The 17421-nt window shown below is 70.5% G+C and carries 18 protein-coding genes; 5 read left to right on the top strand and 13 right to left on the bottom strand.

What is annotated here, in order from left to right; genetic code table 11:
• Positions 1-70 precede the first annotated feature (70 nt).
• On the top strand, positions 71-313 hold the full coding sequence (locus K8640_RS30585; RefSeq protein ID WP_046712023.1) for a hypothetical protein: 243 nt from the start codon (positions 71-73) through the stop codon (positions 311-313).
• A gap of 151 nt (positions 314-464) precedes the next feature.
• Positions 465-1610 (top strand): acyltransferase family protein, encoded by a 1146-nt coding sequence (locus K8640_RS30580; RefSeq protein ID WP_370640416.1) that lies wholly within the window; start codon positions 465-467, stop codon positions 1608-1610.
• Positions 1611-1640: 30 nt separating this feature from the next.
• Here K8640_RS30580 and K8640_RS30575 read toward each other — a convergent pair whose 3' ends face one another.
• The 3 genes from K8640_RS30575 to K8640_RS30565 all read right to left on the bottom strand — a co-directional run bounded on the left by K8640_RS30575 (position 1641) and on the right by K8640_RS30565 (position 5449).
• Positions 1641-3926: a S41 family peptidase gene (locus tag K8640_RS30575; protein WP_223750304.1), complete on the bottom strand. Its 2286-nt coding sequence runs from the start codon at positions 3924-3926 to the stop codon at positions 1641-1643.
• A 38-nt stretch (positions 3927-3964) separates the two neighbouring features.
• Positions 3965-4837 (bottom strand): hypothetical protein, encoded by an 873-nt coding sequence (locus K8640_RS30570; RefSeq protein WP_223750303.1) that lies wholly within the window; start codon positions 4835-4837, stop codon positions 3965-3967.
• Positions 4838-4906: 69 nt separating this feature from the next.
• Positions 4907-5449, bottom strand: a complete 543-nt coding sequence (locus tag K8640_RS30565; protein ID WP_223750302.1) for a TetR/AcrR family transcriptional regulator — start codon at positions 5447-5449, stop codon at positions 4907-4909.
• 384 nt (positions 5450-5833) lie between these two features.
• Here K8640_RS30565 and K8640_RS30560 point away from each other — a divergent pair, with 384 nt between their 5' ends.
• The gene (locus tag K8640_RS30560) at positions 5834-6616 is read left to right on the top strand and encodes a carbonic anhydrase (RefSeq protein WP_223750301.1); all 783 of its coding nucleotides are present in this window, start codon (positions 5834-5836) and stop codon (positions 6614-6616) included.
• Between the two features lie 282 nt (positions 6617-6898).
• Positions 6899-7852, top strand: coding sequence for an NmrA family NAD(P)-binding protein (locus K8640_RS30555; RefSeq protein ID WP_223750300.1), 954 nt, complete (start codon positions 6899-6901; stop codon positions 7850-7852).
• Here K8640_RS30555 and K8640_RS30550 read toward each other — a convergent pair.
• Positions 7824-8564, bottom strand: a complete 741-nt coding sequence (locus K8640_RS30550; RefSeq protein WP_223750299.1) for an SDR family oxidoreductase — start codon at positions 8562-8564, stop codon at positions 7824-7826. The genes K8640_RS30555 and K8640_RS30550 overlap by 29 nt on opposite strands.
• A gap of 139 nt (positions 8565-8703) precedes the next feature.
• Between K8640_RS30550 and K8640_RS30545 the strand changes: the two genes are divergently transcribed.
• Positions 8704-9633, top strand: coding sequence for an AraC family transcriptional regulator (locus K8640_RS30545; protein WP_223750298.1), 930 nt, complete (start codon positions 8704-8706; stop codon positions 9631-9633).
• A 5-nt stretch (positions 9634-9638) separates the two neighbouring features.
• Here the strand turns inward: K8640_RS30545 and K8640_RS30540 are convergent, their stop codons facing one another.
• The 9 genes from K8640_RS30540 to K8640_RS30500 form a co-directional block, all read right to left on the bottom strand.
• Complete coding sequence (locus K8640_RS30540; RefSeq protein ID WP_223750297.1) at positions 9639-10346, bottom strand: hypothetical protein; 708 nt, start codon at positions 10344-10346, stop codon at positions 9639-9641.
• A 25-nt stretch (positions 10347-10371) separates the two neighbouring features.
• Positions 10372-10989, bottom strand: coding sequence for a hypothetical protein (locus K8640_RS30535; RefSeq protein WP_223750296.1), 618 nt, complete (start codon positions 10987-10989; stop codon positions 10372-10374).
• 27 nt (positions 10990-11016) lie between these two features.
• Complete coding sequence (locus tag K8640_RS30530) at positions 11017-11679, bottom strand: M23 family metallopeptidase (RefSeq protein ID WP_223750295.1); 663 nt, start codon at positions 11677-11679, stop codon at positions 11017-11019.
• Positions 11676-12533, bottom strand: coding sequence for a hypothetical protein (locus K8640_RS30525; protein ID WP_223750294.1), 858 nt, complete (start codon positions 12531-12533; stop codon positions 11676-11678). Before K8640_RS30525 ends, K8640_RS30530 begins: the two co-directional genes overlap by 4 nt.
• Before the next feature lie 305 nt (positions 12534-12838).
• Positions 12839-13792, bottom strand: a complete 954-nt coding sequence (locus K8640_RS30520; protein WP_223750293.1) for an alpha/beta hydrolase — start codon at positions 13790-13792, stop codon at positions 12839-12841.
• Complete coding sequence (locus tag K8640_RS30515) at positions 13792-15447, bottom strand: PepSY domain-containing protein (protein ID WP_223750292.1); 1656 nt, start codon at positions 15445-15447, stop codon at positions 13792-13794. The genes K8640_RS30520 and K8640_RS30515 overlap by 1 nt, the downstream gene beginning before the upstream one ends.
• A gap of 17 nt (positions 15448-15464) precedes the next feature.
• Complete coding sequence (locus K8640_RS30510) at positions 15465-15755, bottom strand: hypothetical protein (protein ID WP_223750291.1); 291 nt, start codon at positions 15753-15755, stop codon at positions 15465-15467.
• A complete protein-coding gene (locus tag K8640_RS30505) occupies positions 15755-16027 on the bottom strand; it encodes a hypothetical protein (RefSeq protein WP_223750290.1) in 273 nt (90 codons plus the stop codon). Before K8640_RS30505 ends, K8640_RS30510 begins: the two co-directional genes overlap by 1 nt.
• Before the next feature lie 82 nt (positions 16028-16109).
• Positions 16110-17402: a hypothetical protein gene (locus K8640_RS30500; protein ID WP_223750289.1), complete on the bottom strand. Its 1293-nt coding sequence runs from the start codon at positions 17400-17402 to the stop codon at positions 16110-16112.
• Positions 17403-17421: the final 19 nt, after the last annotated feature.

Below are 17421 nucleotides of genomic sequence, written 5' to 3'. Positions count from 1 at the left end.
CAACCCGCCTGGGCTCGCCTAAGTTATCCCCGCACTTCGCGCATTCCGCGCGAATCAACTGGAGATGGTCATGCGAGCAATCCTGGCAATCGCGGTGGCGTTCGGACTGACGGCCTGTGGGGGCGTGGAGACGGGTGAGCCGATGGCGCCCGAGGCCACCGAGCAGGCGTCGTCGGAGCTGGCCGGCAGTTGCGAGGCCCTCGTCGGGACCTTCTGTCGCCCCGGAGCGTTCACCTCCTGCACCTGGTCCGACGGCAACCTGGGCGAGTGCGAGTGTCAGCGCACGCCCTTCAACAAGTGGCTCTGCTACTAGCCTTCACGCCGTGTCAGTCCCGTTGATTCCGTCCCGAGGCAGGCAGACGGAATCAACGGACCTGCCTCAGGGCTCGGTGGAGAAATGTGGGCGACACACCCACAGAAGGGTGCCTAGAATCAGGCCTCCCCGCCGCTGAAGGTCGACTCCGCTGAACACCACCGAACCGCGCCACCTGGCCGGCCTGGACCTGCTCCGGTGCCTGGCCATCTTCATCGTCGTCCTCTTCCACTACCCACGCCCCGAGGGACACGAGTCCTACCGGATGCTCGCCAACTTCGGCTGGACGGGCGTGGAGCTGTTCTTCGTGCTGAGCGGCTTCCTCATCGGCTCACAGCTGATGGAGCCGGTGTCGCGCGGCGAGGCGCCATCCCTGAAGCGCTTCTACCTGCGGCGCTCGCTGCGCATCCTGCCGCCCTACCTCATCGTGCTGGCGCTGTACCTCTTCGTCCCCGCGTGGAGCGAGCGTCCGGTGGAGACGCCCGCGTGGCGCTTCCTCACCTTCACGCAGAACTTCGGACTGCGCCTGAATGGCTTCTCCCATGCGTGGTCGCTGTGCGTGGAGGAGCACTTCTACCTGGTGCTCCCGCTCACCGTGCTCGCGCTGCGAGGACGCGTCCGGGCCGCGCACCTGCTCGTGGGCGCTGGGGCGTTGATGCTCGGCGGAATGCTCCTGCGGGCATGGCTGTGGCAGCGGCACTTCTCGATGCTCTCGCCCGAGGACACCGCGTGGCGCGGCTACGACACGCTGCTGTACTACCCGACCTACGCGCGACTCGACGGCCTCTTGTGTGGCGCGATGCTCGCGGCGCTGCGCGTCTTCCGCCCCGCGACCTGGGAGCGCTGGACCCGAGGGGCGCGCGCGGGCGCCCTGGCCGGAGCGGGCCTTGCGTGCCTGGGCGTCGTGTTCTGGCTGAACGAGGAGCACTTCCGCTACCTCGCCCACACGATGCTCGCCTTCCCCCTGACGTCGCTGGGCTACGCGGCGCTGCTCGCGGCCATGGCGAGCCCCACCGCGTCGCGCGTGTGCGCCCGCATCCCCGGGGTGAAGACCTTCGCGCTCTTGAGCTTCACCATCTACCTCACGCACAAGGCCCTGCAGGCCGGAGCGCGCGTCGCGCTGGAGCCCTACGGCCTGGACGCGTTCCACCCGCTCACGTTGCTGGCCGGCGCGGCGGCGGTGCTGCTCGCGTCCCTCGCGCTGCACCACGGCGTGGAGCGCCCCGCGCTGAAGTGGCGCTCACGGCTGGAGGCCCGGCTCTCCCACGAGCCCACGCCGCGGCCCGCCCTCCGTTAGCCCGGGGCCCCTCCACGGAGGCCCCCGGGACTACGGACGCTGCACGGGGCGGGACATGGGCGCGGCGGCGGGGCGCGGCGTCTCCTGGAGCAGGCGCAGCGCCCGCTCCAGCACCTCGTCCCGGCCCGCGCGCACACCCGCGAGCGTGGGGCGCACCGCCACGTGCGGCGTGAGCCCCTTGCGCTGGAGCTGACCGCCGTCCGCGTGCCGGGCATCCATGCCCGTGAAGCTCATCCAGATGCCGCCGGGCAGCACCGCGTACGTCATGTTCCCGTTGGCGCCGGCGGTGGGGCTCCCGACGAAGGTCGTCCCGCTGGTGACCTCCAGCATCAGCCCCAGGTGCTCCGCCTGGCTCACGGCGCGCTCGTCGATGAGCGTCACGGTGCGGCCCCGGTACACCGGCACGTCCGCGGTGGGCAGCGCCTGCACCAGGGCCATCCGGCCGTTCACCAACGTGGAGCCCGCGACGACGGGCACCTCGAAGCGGGACCAGGTCTTCGCGCGCTTCACGTTGAGGTACGGCGCCAGCGTCCCCGCGGTGCCACGCGGGTAGCCTCGCAGGTCGAACACCACGGCCCGGGTGGTCTGGACCTTCCGCATGACCTCCGGCACCTCGTCGGCCCCCAGTTGCGAGAGGTTCACGAGGGCGATGTTGCCCTCCAGCAGTTTGAAGGGCTCATGGGGGCGCTCCGGCCGGGAGAACGCGGCGGGCCGCTTCACCTTCACCTCCCGACGCCCCTTCTCGTTGAGCACGGTGAAGGTCGCCTCCGAGTCCGGGGGGCCCGCGAGCGCCAGGTAGACGTGGTACAGCCGGGTCGCCGCCTCGGTGGAGGCCTGGTGGACGGCGTCGATGCGGCGGACGCGCTCGTCGAGGAGCTCCGCGTCCACCTTCTCGATGACGTCCCCCACCTGGAGCCCCTGCGCGAGCGAGGCATTGGTCACGGACGTGATGACCACCTTCCCATCGAGGTCGAGCACCTCGACGGGCGCGGCGATGCCGCCCCAGATCTCCCTGAACGTGGGGTGGCCGCTGAGCGAGACGTGCCCGTCGCGCAGCTCCCGCGCGGACTTCGCCACCTCGAGCGCGTACGCCTTCGCGTCCTGGGCGGCCTCGAAGCGCTCCAACATCCCGGGGAGCGCCTGGCTCCAGTCCACGTCCATCAGGTGGCGATAGGGGAAGAACAGCTCCACCACGTTCCACAGCCGCACGGCCGCCAGCAGGCGCAGCTCGCGCGAGGGGTACGGGGACTCCGCGTAGGCGTTGTCCGGGCGCCACTGGGCCTCGGGCCGCGCCGGGGCGCTCGGGCCCTTGGGCTTGGACTTCTGATTCGCCAGCGCCAACGCGCGCGTGTAGGCCGCGTCCGGGGCGGACAGGTCCGCGCGCGCCGGCACCTCCGCGTCGAGCCCCAGCGGCAACACCGTCTCGCTGGTGCGGACCGTGGCGACGAGCGTGCTCCCCAGCGGCACTTCCTGCGTGTCCACGGCCAGCGCGTCCGTCACCGGGCCCTCGCCCACGAAGAGCGCGCGTCCCGAGGCGCGCAGCGCCAGCACCTTCGGCGAGACGACGCTCCGCGCATCCAGGAGGAAGACGACGCGCGCGAACTTCTTGCCGGCGTTGCCCTCCACCACCGAGCTGACGTCCTGGTTGAAGGCCGTGGTGTAGGGCGAGTCCATTCCCGTCTGGGCCTTGTAGCCACCGTGGAGCGAGGAGCGCGAGCCCGGCACGGACAGCTCGCCGTCGATGAAGAGGGGCAGCATCCAGTCCGCGGCGTTGGAGGCGCTCCAGGCCGCCGCCTCGTCGAAGCCTCGCATGCGCATGTCGACGACGGCGGCGCGCGCCTTGCGCACGGGCCCCCAGAGCTTCTCGCCCAGGCCCCAGAAGGCCTGGGGGCCCTCGGGCGTGGCGAGGTTGCGCAGGTCCAGGACGACCACGTCCTTCTCCAGGCCCAGGAGGGGCCGGAGCGTCGGCGGGGCCAGCGCCGCGGGCGGACGCGCGCTCTTCACGCGGGTGGCGGGGTCCTCGAGCGCGCCGAGCATCGACTGGACGGCCTCGGCGAACGCCTCGTCGCTGGTGGCGGCCTCCACCTTCGGCACCGCCGCCAGGAAGGCCGCGTCCCAGTCGATGCGCCGCGACAGCATCCACGGGTGGCGATAGCGCACCTGCCCCCAGAGCTCGCCCAACGCGCTGAGTCGCTGGAGCCTCAGCTGTGCCTGGGCCTCCTCCGGCTTCGAGGGGGCCTCCGAGGCCATCGCTCCCGAAGCCAGCAGAAACGCCAGACACAGTCCCAGCCTCGAGCCCAGGTCCTGGTGCCGCATGCAAGTCCTCCTCGTGTTCCAACCAGCGAGCGAGGACTCTAGAGCGACCCGGAGCCGGAGTCGCGGGCCCGGTGCGCCTTCAGGATTCGCACGAAGCTCTCACGCTGACGTGCCTGGGAACGACGCAGTGGGTCCAGACTGGCGATCCAGAACGCGTCGAACAACGTCGGGTCCTCGCCGACCACCTCGACGAGCGCCTCGATGAAGTTGCGGACCCGCGCCGGCTCGCGTCGCGCGGAGGCAGGCACGAGCCGCCATTCCCGCTCCACCACCTCGCGGACCGCGTCCTCCTCGAAGACGACCACCCGGAAGACGATGCAGAGCGACCGGTCCGGGCGCTCCTCGGTGCTGAACCAATGGAGGAGCTTGTTGTCCGACTCGAGCCTGGGCCGTCCCTCCAGGGACGCCTGGAGCGCCTCCGCCGAGAGCTCCTCGCCGGGCAGGGGCGGCTCGCTGACGAGCTCCTCCGGCAGCAGGTCGAGCGCGGGGAGGTCCGGCGTGCCCTCGGGTGAAAAGCGCACGGAGCTGAACCGCTTGCCGTCCCCGCCGACGTAGGTCGAGAACGCGTCGAGCCGACGCGCCTCCACATCGAAGACATAGACATAGGACACGCTCCCGGTCTCATCCGGCGCGACCGGTAGGCCCGGGCTCTCCTCCGAATAGCGCTCCTCCTCCGTCTCGTCCTTCCCACCCATGCAGGTGGACCAACCCCAGGGGGCGTCATCGATGAGCCGCGCCACCACGGCCTGGAGGTCGCCGCGGGCGCGCTCGACACACGCCATCAGGTGTTGCCCGAGGCCCGTGGGATAGCCATCCCAGTGATGATAGACACCGCGCCAGGGCCGAGAGGAGACGTGCTCGGGAATCTCCGAGCCCGACGTGTACACAGCGATTGCACCACGGGTCGACATGGGGCCGGAGTGTAGCGTCCAGCCCTCACGGCCTGTCGGACAATCACGCCTTCCAAGCGAAGTCACGCCTCACGGCCGGATGCCCAAAAGCGCCAGACGCAGCACCCGGCGCGCGGTGGGGGCATCCTGCTCGTTGGCGACCGCGATGGCGTTCACGAGCCGCAGCAGGTCCTCCGCCGTGGCGCCGGAGTGAATCGCGCCCGCCGAGGACGCCCGCGCCACCAGCCCGTTCAACACCTCGAGCAGCATGTCCGTGCAGCACAGCTCCCAGGGTGACAGCCCCTCCGGGCCCGCGAGCAGCGCGGCGGCGAGCCCGCGGTGCGTCGCCGTGTAGACCGTCACCTCCTCCAGCCAGGCCGCCAGCTCCGCGGCCGGATTCCTGCCCGGCTGAGCGGACGCCATCGCACACAGGTGCGCGACGCCCTCCCGGAACACCACCTCCAACAACGCCTGCCGCGTCGGGAAGTGTCGGTGCAGCGTCGCCGAGCCCACCCCCGCCCGCCGCGCAATCTCCTCGAGCGACGCCTGCGCGCCATCCCGCGCGACCAGCTCCGAGGCCGCCGCGACGATCCGCTCCCGGTTGCGCTGGCCATCCACTCGCAATGACTTCACGCGCTCCACGACACCTGTCTCCTCACCGCGACGCGCCCCCACAACCGGGGGAGCCCTCCACATTCAACCACGGAATGGCACGGGGGGACGCCACCTGCCGTAGGGCCGCCGTCACCCAGGCGGTTCGGGACCCAGGCCCCCCGTGTCTCCCGCTCGCCCGCAATGGCAGTCAGCGCTCGACATGGACACACACACGAGTTCCATCCATCCGGGGATTTCCTGTCAACACGCTGTTTCATTTCGATTCATTTCAGGAAATCCAAGCCAGTACCACTTAGATTGATTTTGCGGCAAAACATCGGCTCGGCCGCTAGCATAGACATCCCGCCGGGCATGACGGGCGTCCGCCCATTCCTGGCGTCTTCCTTCAAGGACTCATCACTCATGTCACACCCTCGCACCCTCTTTGTGCGCGCTCTTCGGGGCGCGTTGCTGTCCTCCGTGTTGCTCGCCGCCCCTGCCCTCGCCGAGGAGACGCACTGGGGCTATGCGCAGACCGTCGACCCCGAGCACTGGGGCGAGGTCGCCGGTGGCGCGCTGTGTTCCACGGGCATCCAACAATCCCCCGTGGCGCTGTCCACCTCCGGGGCCACGCACACGAATGTGCAGGCGCCCAGCTTCCACTACGGCACCAGCCAGGTGCGCATGGTGAACAACGGACACACGGTGCAGTTCAACTACGACGTGGGCAGCACCCTGCGCCTGGGCGACCAGGAGTACAAGCTGGCGCAGTTCCACTTCCACACGCCCAGCGAGCACACCCTGAACGGCGTGCACCATCCGCTCGAGGTGCACCTGGTGCACACCGACGCGGCGGGGACGCCCAGGGTCGTGGTGGGCGTGCTCATCGAGGAGGGCCTGGTGAACGCGGCGCTCTTCACCGCCTTCCGGCACCTGCCCCGTCACGAGGGTGAGACCAGCACGCCGCTGGGCGCGCTCATCAACGCCAGCGCGTTCCTGCCGTTCAACCGGGCGTTCTTCCACTACGCGGGCTCACTCACCACCCCCCCGTGCAGCGAGGGGCTGCAGTGGTTCGTGATGAAGAACCCCATCCAGATGTCCGACTCGCAGATCGCCGCCTTCGAGCGGCTGCCGCACCTCAACCCGAACAACCGCCCCGTGCAGCCGCTGAACGGCCGCGACGTGGGGCTCCAGTCCGCGCACTGAGGTCAGGCTCGGGGGCACTCCAGAAGCTTGGGGGGCCCCCACCCTGTTCAATCCGCCGACAAGCGGTGGGGTCCCCCGCTTTCGACCCGTCCGTCCTTCAGGGACCCGACAGACGTCGTGTTGAGACAGAGCTCGAGGCGGCCCAGAGGATGCCGCCCTGTTTACAGACAAGCACTGCCAGCCGAGGCAGGTGCGGAATCCCGCTGCCTTGACAAACGGGGGGCCCCTCCGTATTCAACGACCATAAACGGTGGGGTCCCCCACTTACGAGAGGAGCCGCCGATGCGCCGCCACCCGACTGTCCTCGTCACCGCCGCCACGGGGAGACAGGGCGGAGCCACGGCCCGGGCCTTGCTGACCGAAGGCAGCACCTCGGTGCGTGTATTGGTGCGCAATCCGGAAGGGCCCAACGCCAGGGCGCTCGCGGCGGCGGGGGCCGAGCTCGTGGTGGGAGACCTGGACGACCTCGCGTCACTGCGCGCCGCCTGCGCGGGGGTCCAGGGGGTCTTCTCCATGCAGTCCCCCATCGTCTCCGCGACGGGCGTCGACTTCAGCAAGGAGGTCCAGCAGGGCAAGAACCTCATCGAGGCCGCGCTGGCCGAGCGCGTGGAGACGTACGTGCACACCGCGACGTCCGGCGTCGGGGACCACCGGAACATCGAGGGTTGGGCGGAGGGACGCTGGAAGGAGCACGAGGTCTACTGGGAGAACAAGCTCGCCACCTGTGAGCGCGTCCGGAGCGCCGGGTTCAGGCACTGGACGCTCATCCTGCCGGCCACCTTCATGGACCACGCGATGCTGGACACGTCCGCCTTCGTCGACGGGCACCGGTGGGTGACGGTGCTCGAGGCGGATCGGCCCATTCCCTTGATTGCCCCGGAGGACGTGGGCAACGCGTCCGCGGCGGCCCTCCTGAACCCCGCGCGGTTCCACGGGGTGACGCTGCAGCTCGCGGGCGACGTGCTCACGCCCCGGCAGATGGCGGAGGTCCTCTCCCGCGTCGATGCAAAGACCTACACCGTCCAGTCCAGCACCATCGAGGAGGCCGTCGCCGCGGGCCTCCATCCCGGCGTGGCGCGAGGGCTGACCTACATGAACGTCGCCCCCGCGCTGGCCCGGCCCGAGCTCGCCAGCGACCTGGGGCTCTCGCTCATGCGCTTCGAGCCCTGGTTGCGCCAGCGCCGTATCCAGGCACCCCGTGAGGCGCTCAGTACGGGCTCGCCGTCGGGCGGATGATGATTTCGCTCACGTCCACGTCCGCCGGCTGGCTGATGGCGTAGGCGATGGAGCGGGCGACGGCTTCGGCGGGAATCGCCACCTTGCGGAACTCACGCATCACGTCGCGCGCGTTCGAGTCGCTGATGCTCTCCGCCAGCTCCGACGTGGTGACGCCCGGGGAGATGACCGTCACGCGGATGTCCCCGCCCACCTCCTGACGCAGCCCCTCGGAGATGGCCAGCACCGCGAACTTCGTGGCGCAGTACACCGCCGCCGTCGGACTCACCGCGTGCCCGCCGATGGACGACAGGTTGATGACCTGCCCGGACTTCTGCCGCTTCATCACCGGCAGCGCCGCGGCGATGCCGTGCAGCACGCCCCGGATGTTCACGTCGATCATCCGGTCCCACTCGTCCACCTTCAGCTTCTCCAGCAGCGACAGCGGCATCACCCCCGCGTTGTTGATGAGCACGTCCAGCCGCCCGAACGCCTCCACCGTGAAGCGCACGAAGCCCTCCACGTCCTCGCGCTTCGTCACGTCCACCGCGCGCACCCGCACCTCGCCTCCCGCCGCCGTCAGCTCCTTCGCCAGCACCTCCAGCCGCTCCTGCCGGCGCGCGCCCAGCACCACCTTCGCGCCCTGCTGGGCAAGCAGGCGGGCCGCCGCCTCGCCGATTCCGCTGCTCGCTCCGGTGATGGCCACCACCTTGCCCTGGATGTTCGTCGTCATGTGCACGTCCCTCGATGGATTGCCCGGTGCCAGGAGGGCGCCGGGGACATGCACACCTTCTCAACCGAGGGCCTGGGGGCGTTATCCGGATGCTCGCCGGCTCTTGCCTAATCCTGCACGGGACGTTTGACTGCCTGCCATGAAGCGCGCCCCACCCTCGGCGTCCGCCCCGAATCCCAGCCTGGACGAGCTGGCGACGCTCCTCGCGCGCCACACGCCCGCGGACGGCATCCACGCCACCGCCATCCCCCGGCTCTCGCTCATCCGCGCCTCCGCCCCCACCCCGGAGCTGCACGCGCTGCAGGCCGCCGCGCTGTGCATCGTCGCGCAGGGCCGCAAGCAGGTGCTGCTCGGTGACGACGTCTATGTCTACGGGACGGACCAGTGCCTGGTCGCCTCCATGGACCTCCACGTCACCGGCCAGGTCATCGAGGCGACGCCCGCCAGGCCCTACCTCTGCTTCCGGCTGGACCTGGAGCCCGGCCAGCTCAGCAGCCTGATGATGGAGGCGGCGCTGGAGGCGCCCGAGGACCGCGGCGTGGCCCGGGGGCTCGCGCTGGGCCCGGTGGCGGCACCGCTCCTGGACGCGACGTCGCGGCTCGTGCGGCTCCTGGACACCCCGCGCGACATCCCCGTGCTCGCGCCGCTCATCACCCGGGAGATTCTCTACCGCCTGCTGTCCGGGGAGAACACCGCGCGGCTGCGGCGCATCGCCATGGCGGACAGCCGCCTGGACGCCATCGCCCGCGCCATCCACTGGCTCAAGGCGCACTACGCCGCGCCCCTGCGAATCGAAGACCTGGCGCGCACCGTCCACATGAGCCCGTCCGCGCTCCACCACCACTTCAAGTCCGTCACGGCGATGAGCCCCCTGCAGTACCAGAAGCAGCTGCGCCTGCAGGAGGCCCGTCGCCGGATGCTCGCCGAGGCCATGGACGCGGCGATGGCCGGGCACTCCGTGGGCTACGAGAGCCCGTCCCAGTTCAGCCGCGAGTACAGCCGGATGTTCGGCGCCCCGCCGTCGCGGGACATCGCACGGCTCCGCGAGTCGCTCGGAGCCGTGCAGTGACGCCGTCAGCGGGGCGCGCCGCGCAGCTCGTCCATCAGCGCCTTGGCCGTGCGGCCGTCATGCACGCTGAAGTCGGCGAGCCCCGGGTGGACCTCGGAGCCGAGCGCCTGGATTTCACCCGACGCCGTCACCCGGAGCCGCCCCTGCCAGCCCCCGAGCACGTGGTACGCGCCCGGGTGCTTCGCCGCGGGGATGAGGAAGAAGATGGCCTCCTCCGCCAGCCGCAGCACGGGCTTGTCATCCGGCTCCATCCGGTGGCCGTCCGGCGCCAGTCCCCCCAGCTCGACGATCTCCAGCTTGCTGTCGGGCCCGAGCTTCGCGCCCCCCAGCGCGACCAGCCCCTCTTTCGCGCGGGCGACGTCCGACACCACCAGCGTGGAGACCGTCAGCGGCGTCTCCGCGTAGCGGTCCCCCGCCTCCTCCGGCGTGAAGTACCGCTGGGCCTTCTCGTTCCAGCCGTAGACGCGCTGAACCGCCGGACGCGACGACACCACCCGGGCCTGGACGATGACGCCCGACTCGCCCACCATCTCCTTGAAGCTGTCATGCGTCACCCAATGCACCGTCATCGGGTGGCTGTGCTCCACGGACTCGAGCGGCTGGGACACCGGTTGCGCGACCTCGGCGGACGGCGCCTCGCGAGCGCAGCCCATCATCGCGCCCCAGACGCACGGGAGCAGCAACAGCCTGCGTGCCTTCTTGAATTCATGCATGGCGTTCTCCTTTCCTGGCGGCCCGTCAGGGATACAGCGCGTTGAGGCCCTGCGCGTCGCAGCCGCTGAGCGTGGCGGGGTTGGAGCACTCGGTGCAGGGGTTCATCACCCGGCCCAGGGTGCAACCACAGACGTGCTTCATTCCCACCGCGTGCCCCGTCTCGTGCTCGGCCAGCCACAACCGCCAGGTGGCGTCCGCCGTGACGCGGCTCAGGTTGAACTGGATCATCGCGCCGCCCCGGTTGATGCAGTTGTTGGCGCCGATGCCGCCCGGGTACGTCGTGTAACCCCACCACGTGTCGGAGGTGTTGGCGTCCCAGTAGTCGATGTCGTGGTTGGAGTGGTTGGAGCCGTCCGTGTTGAGGTACAGCGTGTTCCCCGGCGCCGCGGGCGGGTTGTTGAGGTTCGTCCAGGCCTGCGGCACCTGGCTGATGGACGAGTGGTTGTAGACGTTGACCGAAGTCCAGTGCTGGGAGCCGCTGTAGGTGATTCCGCACCACTTCCAGCCCGACAGGTTGTAGCAGGCGTTCAATCCCCCCGAGCCGCAGTCATCGCGGGTGCAGGCCTGAGCGTCGGGCGAGGTGAGTCCTCCGAGCGCGGCCACCATCGCGATGGCGGCCGTCCGGTTCCAGAGCGTTCGCATGAGCCGTTCCTCTTGGCGGGGCGTGGGCTACTGACAGGTGATGCCCGGCAGGCCCTGGTAGGAGCCCTGGGACGTCCACAGGGAGATGGTGCCGCCGCAGCCCGGCGTGGCCGCGTACGGGTCATCCGTTCCCCACGTCGGGTCGGAGAACTCGAAGTGCAGGTGAGGCCCCGTGGACGCGCCCGACGAGCCCGCCTTCGCAATCCAGTTGCCGCAGGGGATGTTCGCGCCCACGCTGTACTGGAAGCTGAACTTCTTCAGGTGGAAGTACTTGCTGCGGCGGTTGTCCGAGTGCCGGAGAATCATGTAGTTGGCCGCGCGGATGCCGCAGTTGGCGTTGGGGTCGTCCTTGTTCCAGGCCAGGCACCGGTCGTAGAACCCGTCGACGGCGCTCTCCAGGACGCCGGAGGCGGCGGAGATGACCCAGACGCCCGCGTCCATCGCCGCGAGGCCGCCCGACAGCGAGAAGTCCGTGCCCAGGTGGCCGTAGTAGGTCCAGCCCTGGCACGTCCAGTCCTTCACGCCCCCCAGGTCCTTGTACGCGCCGACATAGCAGCCGCCGCTGGCGCACTGGCCGGGGTTCATGGACATGGGGAAGCGGAACATCGTGCCCGCCAGCGCGGACGCGGGCGCCACCAGCAAGGCCCCCACCAGCAGGGCCTGCAGCTTCATCGAGAGCGTCGTCTTCACCGGGCACCTCCTTCCCGCACCGCCACACCGGTGCGCACATCCAGCGTCCACTGCTCGCCGCCGCCGGCCGCGTAGCGCAGCCGGTCCTCGGACAACCACTCCATGGCCCCGGTGTTGATGGGAGGCGGCACGAAGTTCGCGGGCACGCCGTCGCGCAGCGCGCCGGCCTTCAGGCCGACGTTGGTGAGCTGCACCGGCTCCGCGCCATCCAGCGTGGTGCGGAACCACGACGCCATGGTGGTGCGTCCCGACACGAACACCACCGTGCGCCCGTCCGGGGACATCGTGCCCATCGCATCCAGACCCGGCCCGTCCGCCACCACGGTGACGCGGCCATCCACGCCCACGAAACCCACCGCCGTCTCATGGGACTCGGCGCCGGTGCGCGACAGGGTGGCCACCACGCCATCGCCCTTCACGGACGGCGCCAGGTCGCCGAGCACGCGCTGCGCCAGCAGGCGCTCCCGGCCCGAGTCCTCGCGCAGCCGCAAATCTCCCTCCGGGGTGAGCAGCAGCGTCTTGTCGCCCAGCGCGCTGGCCTCCGCGTACTTGAAGGCGCGGTCCACCACGCGCACGGTGCCCCGGGCCTCGTCGTAGCGCAGCACCGCCAGCCTCGGCTGCAGGTCCGTCCCCGGCGGGGGTGCCTCCTCGATGACGCCCAGCACCGTCTGCGCGCCGCGGCCGTGCAGCGTGGCGACGAACGCCTTCGCGCCGAACTCCTTGGCGAGCATGGGCTCCACCGCCGCGCGCATCGCCCGCACGCGAGTCACCTCGCGCGACGCCCCACCCTCTTCCGCCTGAGCGACCGGCCCCGACAGCAACAGTCCGGCCACCGCCATTCCCAATGTCTTCATCACGAGACCTCACTGAACCTTCATGATTGCAATGCAGCCATGCCCGGCCGACACACGGCTCCGGGCACACGGCGACTCACCACTGACGAAGGGCGCGGGTGTCCCCATGCGGGGCATCGGGACGTGGGAAGCACGCCCTTCGCCCCCATGACCGACGGGGCGGATTTACGTCCCATTTCCCGGCGCGACGGACCGGACCACGGCGCCAGGGCGCGGGTCTCCAGGTCCTTCTTCGCCAAGGTGGCCGACCTTGTTCACGCCTCAGGGCGGCCACCGTGAACGGCACGACTACACGCCGCTGGGCGTCACTCGGCGCCCGGCAACAGCGGGGGCGCGGAGAAGAACAGCAGCCCGCGGCTCAGCATGGGCATCCAGGCGCCGTAGTGGTCCTCGCCCGGGAACTCCAGGAACCGCACCTCCAGCCCGCCGCCCAGGGCGGACAGCTCGCCGGACAGCTCGCGGGTGTTGTCGACCATCCGCCGCTCGACGGCGAGCATGCCGCGCTCACCCTGGCTCTTGCGCGGCGTCTGCTCGAGCCCCCCCACCGTGAGCAGCACACGCGCCCTCACCGGCGTCGCCGCGTGGTGCGCCAGGAAGGACGGCTTCCCGGTGAGCACGTGGCGGTGGTTCCACCAGAGGGAGGGGCTGCCGGCGATGAACGTCTGGAACGACGTGGGCCGCGTGAAGAGCGCGTGCACCACCAGGAGCCCACCATAGGAGTGGCCCATCAGCGCCGTGCGCGACGTGTCCAGCGGCAGCCGCGCCGCGAGCACGGGCTCCAACTCCTTCTTCACGAAGTCCAGGAAGCGGTCCGCCCCGCCCTGCTTCTTCGAGAACCGGTCCCCCGTGTTCGACAGGTCCGGGGCCGGCGGCGTGTAGTCCTCACCGCGCGCCTGGTCACTCGCGGCCGTGTCGCCCGGGTAGCCCAGGCCGACGATGATGGGCGGCGCGGCCGGCACCCCGAAGCCCTTGGCGAGCCTGGGGAGCGCACGCGACAGGCGCTCCAGCGTGGGGAAGTGCGAGCCCCCATCCAGCAGGTAGATGACGGGGTGGCCCGCCGCGGGCGCGGGGCCCTCCGGGATGGCCACGAACATCCGGTGGGTCCGCCCCGTGTGCGTCGACGCCAGGTCGAACTGGAACGTGCCCGGCAGCGTCACCGGCGCCCAGTCCACCTGGACCACCGAATCGGCGCGGGGCGTGGGCCCCGAGGAACAGCTGGCGGTCAACAGCCCCGCCGCGAGGAACAAGGGGATTCGCATCAGGTGGCCCACTCCTTGGGAACAGACGGCTCCTGGCCGGGGCTCGCGGCCGGAGCGCCCAGGGACCAGACACTGTCCTGGGGACCCGTATGCGCGCGTCGGGACGTCGCCCGCGCCATCCAGGCGAAGCAGAAGGCCCCCAGGAGCGCGGTGAGGTCCACGCCCAGCCCGTCCAGCGTCGCCCAGGGGCCGAGCCCCGGCACGAGCCACCCCACCACCGTGGTGAGCGGAATGGCCAGCGTGCAGAGCGCCGCGCCCCACAAGAGGTCGATGGACGCGCGCGCCGCGCCTCGCGCCAGCGCATAGCCGATGGAGGCGAAGAAGACCGCGTAGTAGCCGTATTGGTGGAAGACCCGCACGTCCGCCACGTGGGCGCCGAGCCACTTCGCCAGCGCCAGGGTGAAGGAAATCCCGCTCACGCAGCCCAGGCAGATGCCGACGGTGACGGCCGCCATCCAGCGCACGTCCCGCCGCTGGACGGGCAGCGCTCCCGCGACGCGCGCCTTCTTGCGGCGCGTCTCCACCCAGAGCACGTTGCCGCTGTAGAACAGCCACGCGCCGCTGAGCGCGAGCAGGAAGTAGATCCACTTCACCGGCGGGCCGCCGAAGGTCCCGAAGTGCAGCGCGAAGAAGCTGCTGATGAGCGTGACGGGAGCGGACATCTGGCCCGGGAGGAAGTCGGTGGACTGCACCTTCCCGCTGTACGGGTCCAGCGCCACGAACCCTCCGAGCGCGCGCGGAGACAGCGCCGCCGGGTCATGCCCCCACACGCGCACCAGGGCGCGAGGCGTGGCGACCTTCACGTACTGGAGCGAGTGCGGCTCCAGCGCGGGAGCGGCGACCCGCGCCCGGGCGAGCAGCTCCGCGGGCGGCAGCATCGTGGTGGGGTCCGGAGCGCTCCGGACGTCACCGGCCGCCGGCCTGAAGCCGGCGCGCAGCGTCCCGCCGTGGATGAGCTGGTCCTGCACGTCGTAGATGATGTCGTGGAGGCCGAACACCGCCGCGGTGATGGCAATCAAGAGGTGGAACGGGAGGCTCGCGATGCCCACCACGTTGTGCGCGTCCATCCACCACCGCTTGAGGCCCTTGCCCACGCGCAGCGCGAAGAAGTCCTTCACCAGGGACGGCAGGACGATGACCAGCCCCGACAAGAGCGCGAGCGCGTAGAGCAGCGAGATGACGCCCGTGAGCACGCGGCCCACCTCGGTGTCGAAGGGCAGGCCCACCACCCGGTGCAGCACGTCGATGAACTCGCCCACCTTGCTGGGGTGCCCCTCGGTGACGACGGCGGCGCCGTCCGCCTGGAGCGTGGCGTGGAACCAACGCTCGCCGAGCACGTCGTGGTCCTCGTCGCCCTCGTTGCGGTGCCAGCTCATCGGCGAAGGCGCCTGGGCCGGCGCCGCCTCGAGCGCGAGGGTGAACTCCTCGGCCACCTCGGGGTGCTGGGCCAGGGTGGTCGTCACCAGGGCGTGCAGCTCCGCGGAGGACCTGGGCTTCGAGGAGGCGCGCTCAGCGGGCGGAGTGGCCCAGCGGGCCAGCGGGTCCTTGAAGACGGTGAAGGCGCCCGCGTAGAAGCAGATGAAGAGCCCCAGTCCGGCGACGATGCCGGCCCAGGTGTGGACGACCTTGTAGACCTTGATGAGGGCGGAGCGCATGGGAGTGCCGGCGGGGGTCAGGGGTTGCGCAGGAGCAGGAAGGCGCCCCAGGTGAGCACCGTCGCGCCGCCCAGCCACAGCCAGGCGCGCGGCCCCGTCCTGAAGAAGAAGCAGCCGCCGACGACGCCCATCCACACCGGCACCACGCTCCACATGACGAGCTGGTTGCGGGGGCTCGTCGCCATGGGCGCCAGGGCCAGGGACAACAGGCCGCTCACGCCGAACGCGAGCACCAGCCCCAGCAGCACGCCCGCGAGCGTCTTGGAGAGCCAGTCCGGCCGGAGGACCTCCTCATCGCCGCCCGCCATCACCGAGCCTCCCCTCGCCCGACGAGCAGCGCCGCGTACGGGAGCAGCATGAGGAGCAGCGTCGTCCAGACGAAGAGCACGTAGAGCGCCACCCAGGGCTGGAGCGACTGCCCCAGGAGCGGCAGCGCCGCGAGCACCAGGAGCGAGCCCACCCAGCGCGCCGGACGCGCGGGCAAGGCGGCGCGCAGCAGGCGCTGGTGGCGCGAGGACAGGTACAGGCCGAGACATCCCCCGAGGGAGAGCAGCAGCGCGAGGGGGACGAAGGGATTCATGGCGCCCGGGGAAGCAAGGGACAGCGGGAGCAAAGGCCCCCGCCGGGACACGGCGGAGGCCCTGCTCGAGGAACAGCGAGGACTAGCGGATGCGCAGCAGGCCGCGCACCTGGCCCTCGACGACGGTCTTCGCGTCACCCAGGCCCGTCTGCGGGCTCATGATGCGGAAGCGCGTCTGGGCGTTGTCGTTGACGAACTCGGGCAGCACCAGGAACTCGCCCGGGTTCTGGGGAATGGTGCGGCCGTTGGTGGGCACCAGGTCGTCGCGCACCACGGCCGTCGCCGTCGGAGCGTCGCCGAGCGTCACCTCCCACAGGCTCCACCACCCGCCCGTCGAGGCATGGCTGCCGTGGAAGGGCCGGCCACCCGCCACCGCGGCGTCGAACGCGACCTGCGCGGCCGCCTTGTCCATCACCCGCACGTAGCCCTTGCCGGGCGCGCCGGGCAGCAGCATGGACGCGATGTCTCCGTCCGTGCCGGGAGAGACGAAGGCGTCGAGCGTGGTGAACCAGTTGTCGAACTCGCCCGTCGCGGGGTCGAAGCGAATCATGCACGGCTTCGCCGCCGTCGTGGGCGACACGAAGTGCGCGCCGGCGGCGAGCGACTCGGTGGCGTAGTAGATCTTCCCGTCCGTGTGCTTGACGCCGTCGCGCGCCCAGCCGCAGCGGGTGTCGGTCTTCACCGTGACTTCGTCCGTCTGCGTATCCACGATGACCAGCGCTGTCTTGGCCGGAATCGTCTTCACGTCGGCGGCGTGCCAGCCACCGGCGATGATGACGTCATTGCCCGCGGTGACGGCCAGGCTCTGCGAATAGCGGAACGTGAACTCGCCGTCCTTGAGCTGCGCCGTCAGGTCCTTGGAGCCGATGAGGGACAGGTCCTTCGGGTTCCAGATGACCAGCTTGTAGTTCACGTGGTCGAAGTAATAGGCCTTCGACTCGCTGACGAAGTAGTGCTGGGACTGGTAGCCGTTGGTCGCGCGGACGCCGTAGCCGGTGAAGGACAGCGCGGCCTCCGGCACGAGCGCCCCGGAGGCGTTGAGCGTGTAGGGCGTCATCGTCGGCTGGGTCGAGCTGCTCACGAACAGCTTCCCGGCACCCGGGTAGCCCGCGACGATGTACGCGTCCGCGGTCAGCTCGAGGGCGTTGGCGATGCCGACGGTCTTCGCCTCCTGGATGTCGTCCACCGTCACCAGGTAGCTCTGGGTGTTGCCACCGGCGATGGGCACCTGGGTGATGAGGGCGTAGAGCGGGTCCGGCGTCCCCGCGTCCGGGTCCGTCGGGTTGCCGGAATCCGGGGTCGGCGTCGGGTCATCCGAATCCGAGCAGGCGGTGGCGAACACGGCGAGAGCGAGCAGTGCGGACTTCAGCTTCATCGGGCTTCCTTTGGCGATG

Origin of the sequence: Myxococcus sp. XM-1-1-1 (assembly GCF_020037095.1) — a bacterium.
Lineage (GTDB): Bacteria > Myxococcota > Myxococcia > Myxococcales > Myxococcaceae > Myxococcus > Myxococcus fulvus.
This window is presented reverse-complemented; position numbering and strand designations above follow the sequence as displayed.

What these genes read in the sequence shown, in the direction of transcription:
- K8640_RS30570 (WP_223750303.1), bottom strand. Translation starts at nt 4,837, where the DNA reads ATGTCGACCCGTGGTGCAATCGCTGTGTACACGTCGGGCTCGGAGATT.
- K8640_RS30510 (WP_223750291.1), bottom strand. Translation starts at nt 15,755, where the DNA reads ATGGCGGGCGGCGATGAGGAGGTCCTCCGGCCGGACTGGCTCTCCAAG.
- K8640_RS30560 (WP_223750301.1), top strand. Translation starts at nt 5,834, where the DNA reads ATGTCACACCCTCGCACCCTCTTTGTGCGCGCTCTTCGGGGCGCGTTG.
- K8640_RS30535 (WP_223750296.1), bottom strand. Translation starts at nt 10,989, where the DNA reads ATGCGAACGCTCTGGAACCGGACGGCCGCCATCGCGATGGTGGCCGCG.
- K8640_RS30520 (WP_223750293.1), bottom strand. Translation starts at nt 13,792, where the DNA reads ATGCGAATCCCCTTGTTCCTCGCGGCGGGGCTGTTGACCGCCAGCTGT.
- K8640_RS30500 (WP_223750289.1), bottom strand. Translation starts at nt 17,402, where the DNA reads ATGAAGCTGAAGTCCGCACTGCTCGCTCTCGCCGTGTTCGCCACCGCC.
- K8640_RS30545 (WP_223750298.1), top strand. Translation starts at nt 8,704, where the DNA reads ATGAAGCGCGCCCCACCCTCGGCGTCCGCCCCGAATCCCAGCCTGGAC.
- K8640_RS30525 (WP_223750294.1), bottom strand. Translation starts at nt 12,533, where the DNA reads ATGAAGACATTGGGAATGGCGGTGGCCGGACTGTTGCTGTCGGGGCCG.
- K8640_RS30575 (WP_223750304.1), bottom strand. Translation starts at nt 3,926, where the DNA reads ATGCGGCACCAGGACCTGGGCTCGAGGCTGGGACTGTGTCTGGCGTTT.
- K8640_RS30550 (WP_223750299.1), bottom strand. Translation starts at nt 8,564, where the DNA reads ATGACGACGAACATCCAGGGCAAGGTGGTGGCCATCACCGGAGCGAGC.
- K8640_RS30540 (WP_223750297.1), bottom strand. Translation starts at nt 10,346, where the DNA reads ATGCATGAATTCAAGAAGGCACGCAGGCTGTTGCTGCTCCCGTGCGTC.
- K8640_RS30585 (WP_046712023.1), top strand. Translation starts at nt 71, where the DNA reads ATGCGAGCAATCCTGGCAATCGCGGTGGCGTTCGGACTGACGGCCTGT.
- K8640_RS30505 (WP_223750290.1), bottom strand. Translation starts at nt 16,027, where the DNA reads ATGAATCCCTTCGTCCCCCTCGCGCTGCTGCTCTCCCTCGGGGGATGT.
- K8640_RS30515 (WP_223750292.1), bottom strand. Translation starts at nt 15,447, where the DNA reads ATGCGCTCCGCCCTCATCAAGGTCTACAAGGTCGTCCACACCTGGGCC.
- K8640_RS30555 (WP_223750300.1), top strand. Translation starts at nt 6,899, where the DNA reads ATGCGCCGCCACCCGACTGTCCTCGTCACCGCCGCCACGGGGAGACAG.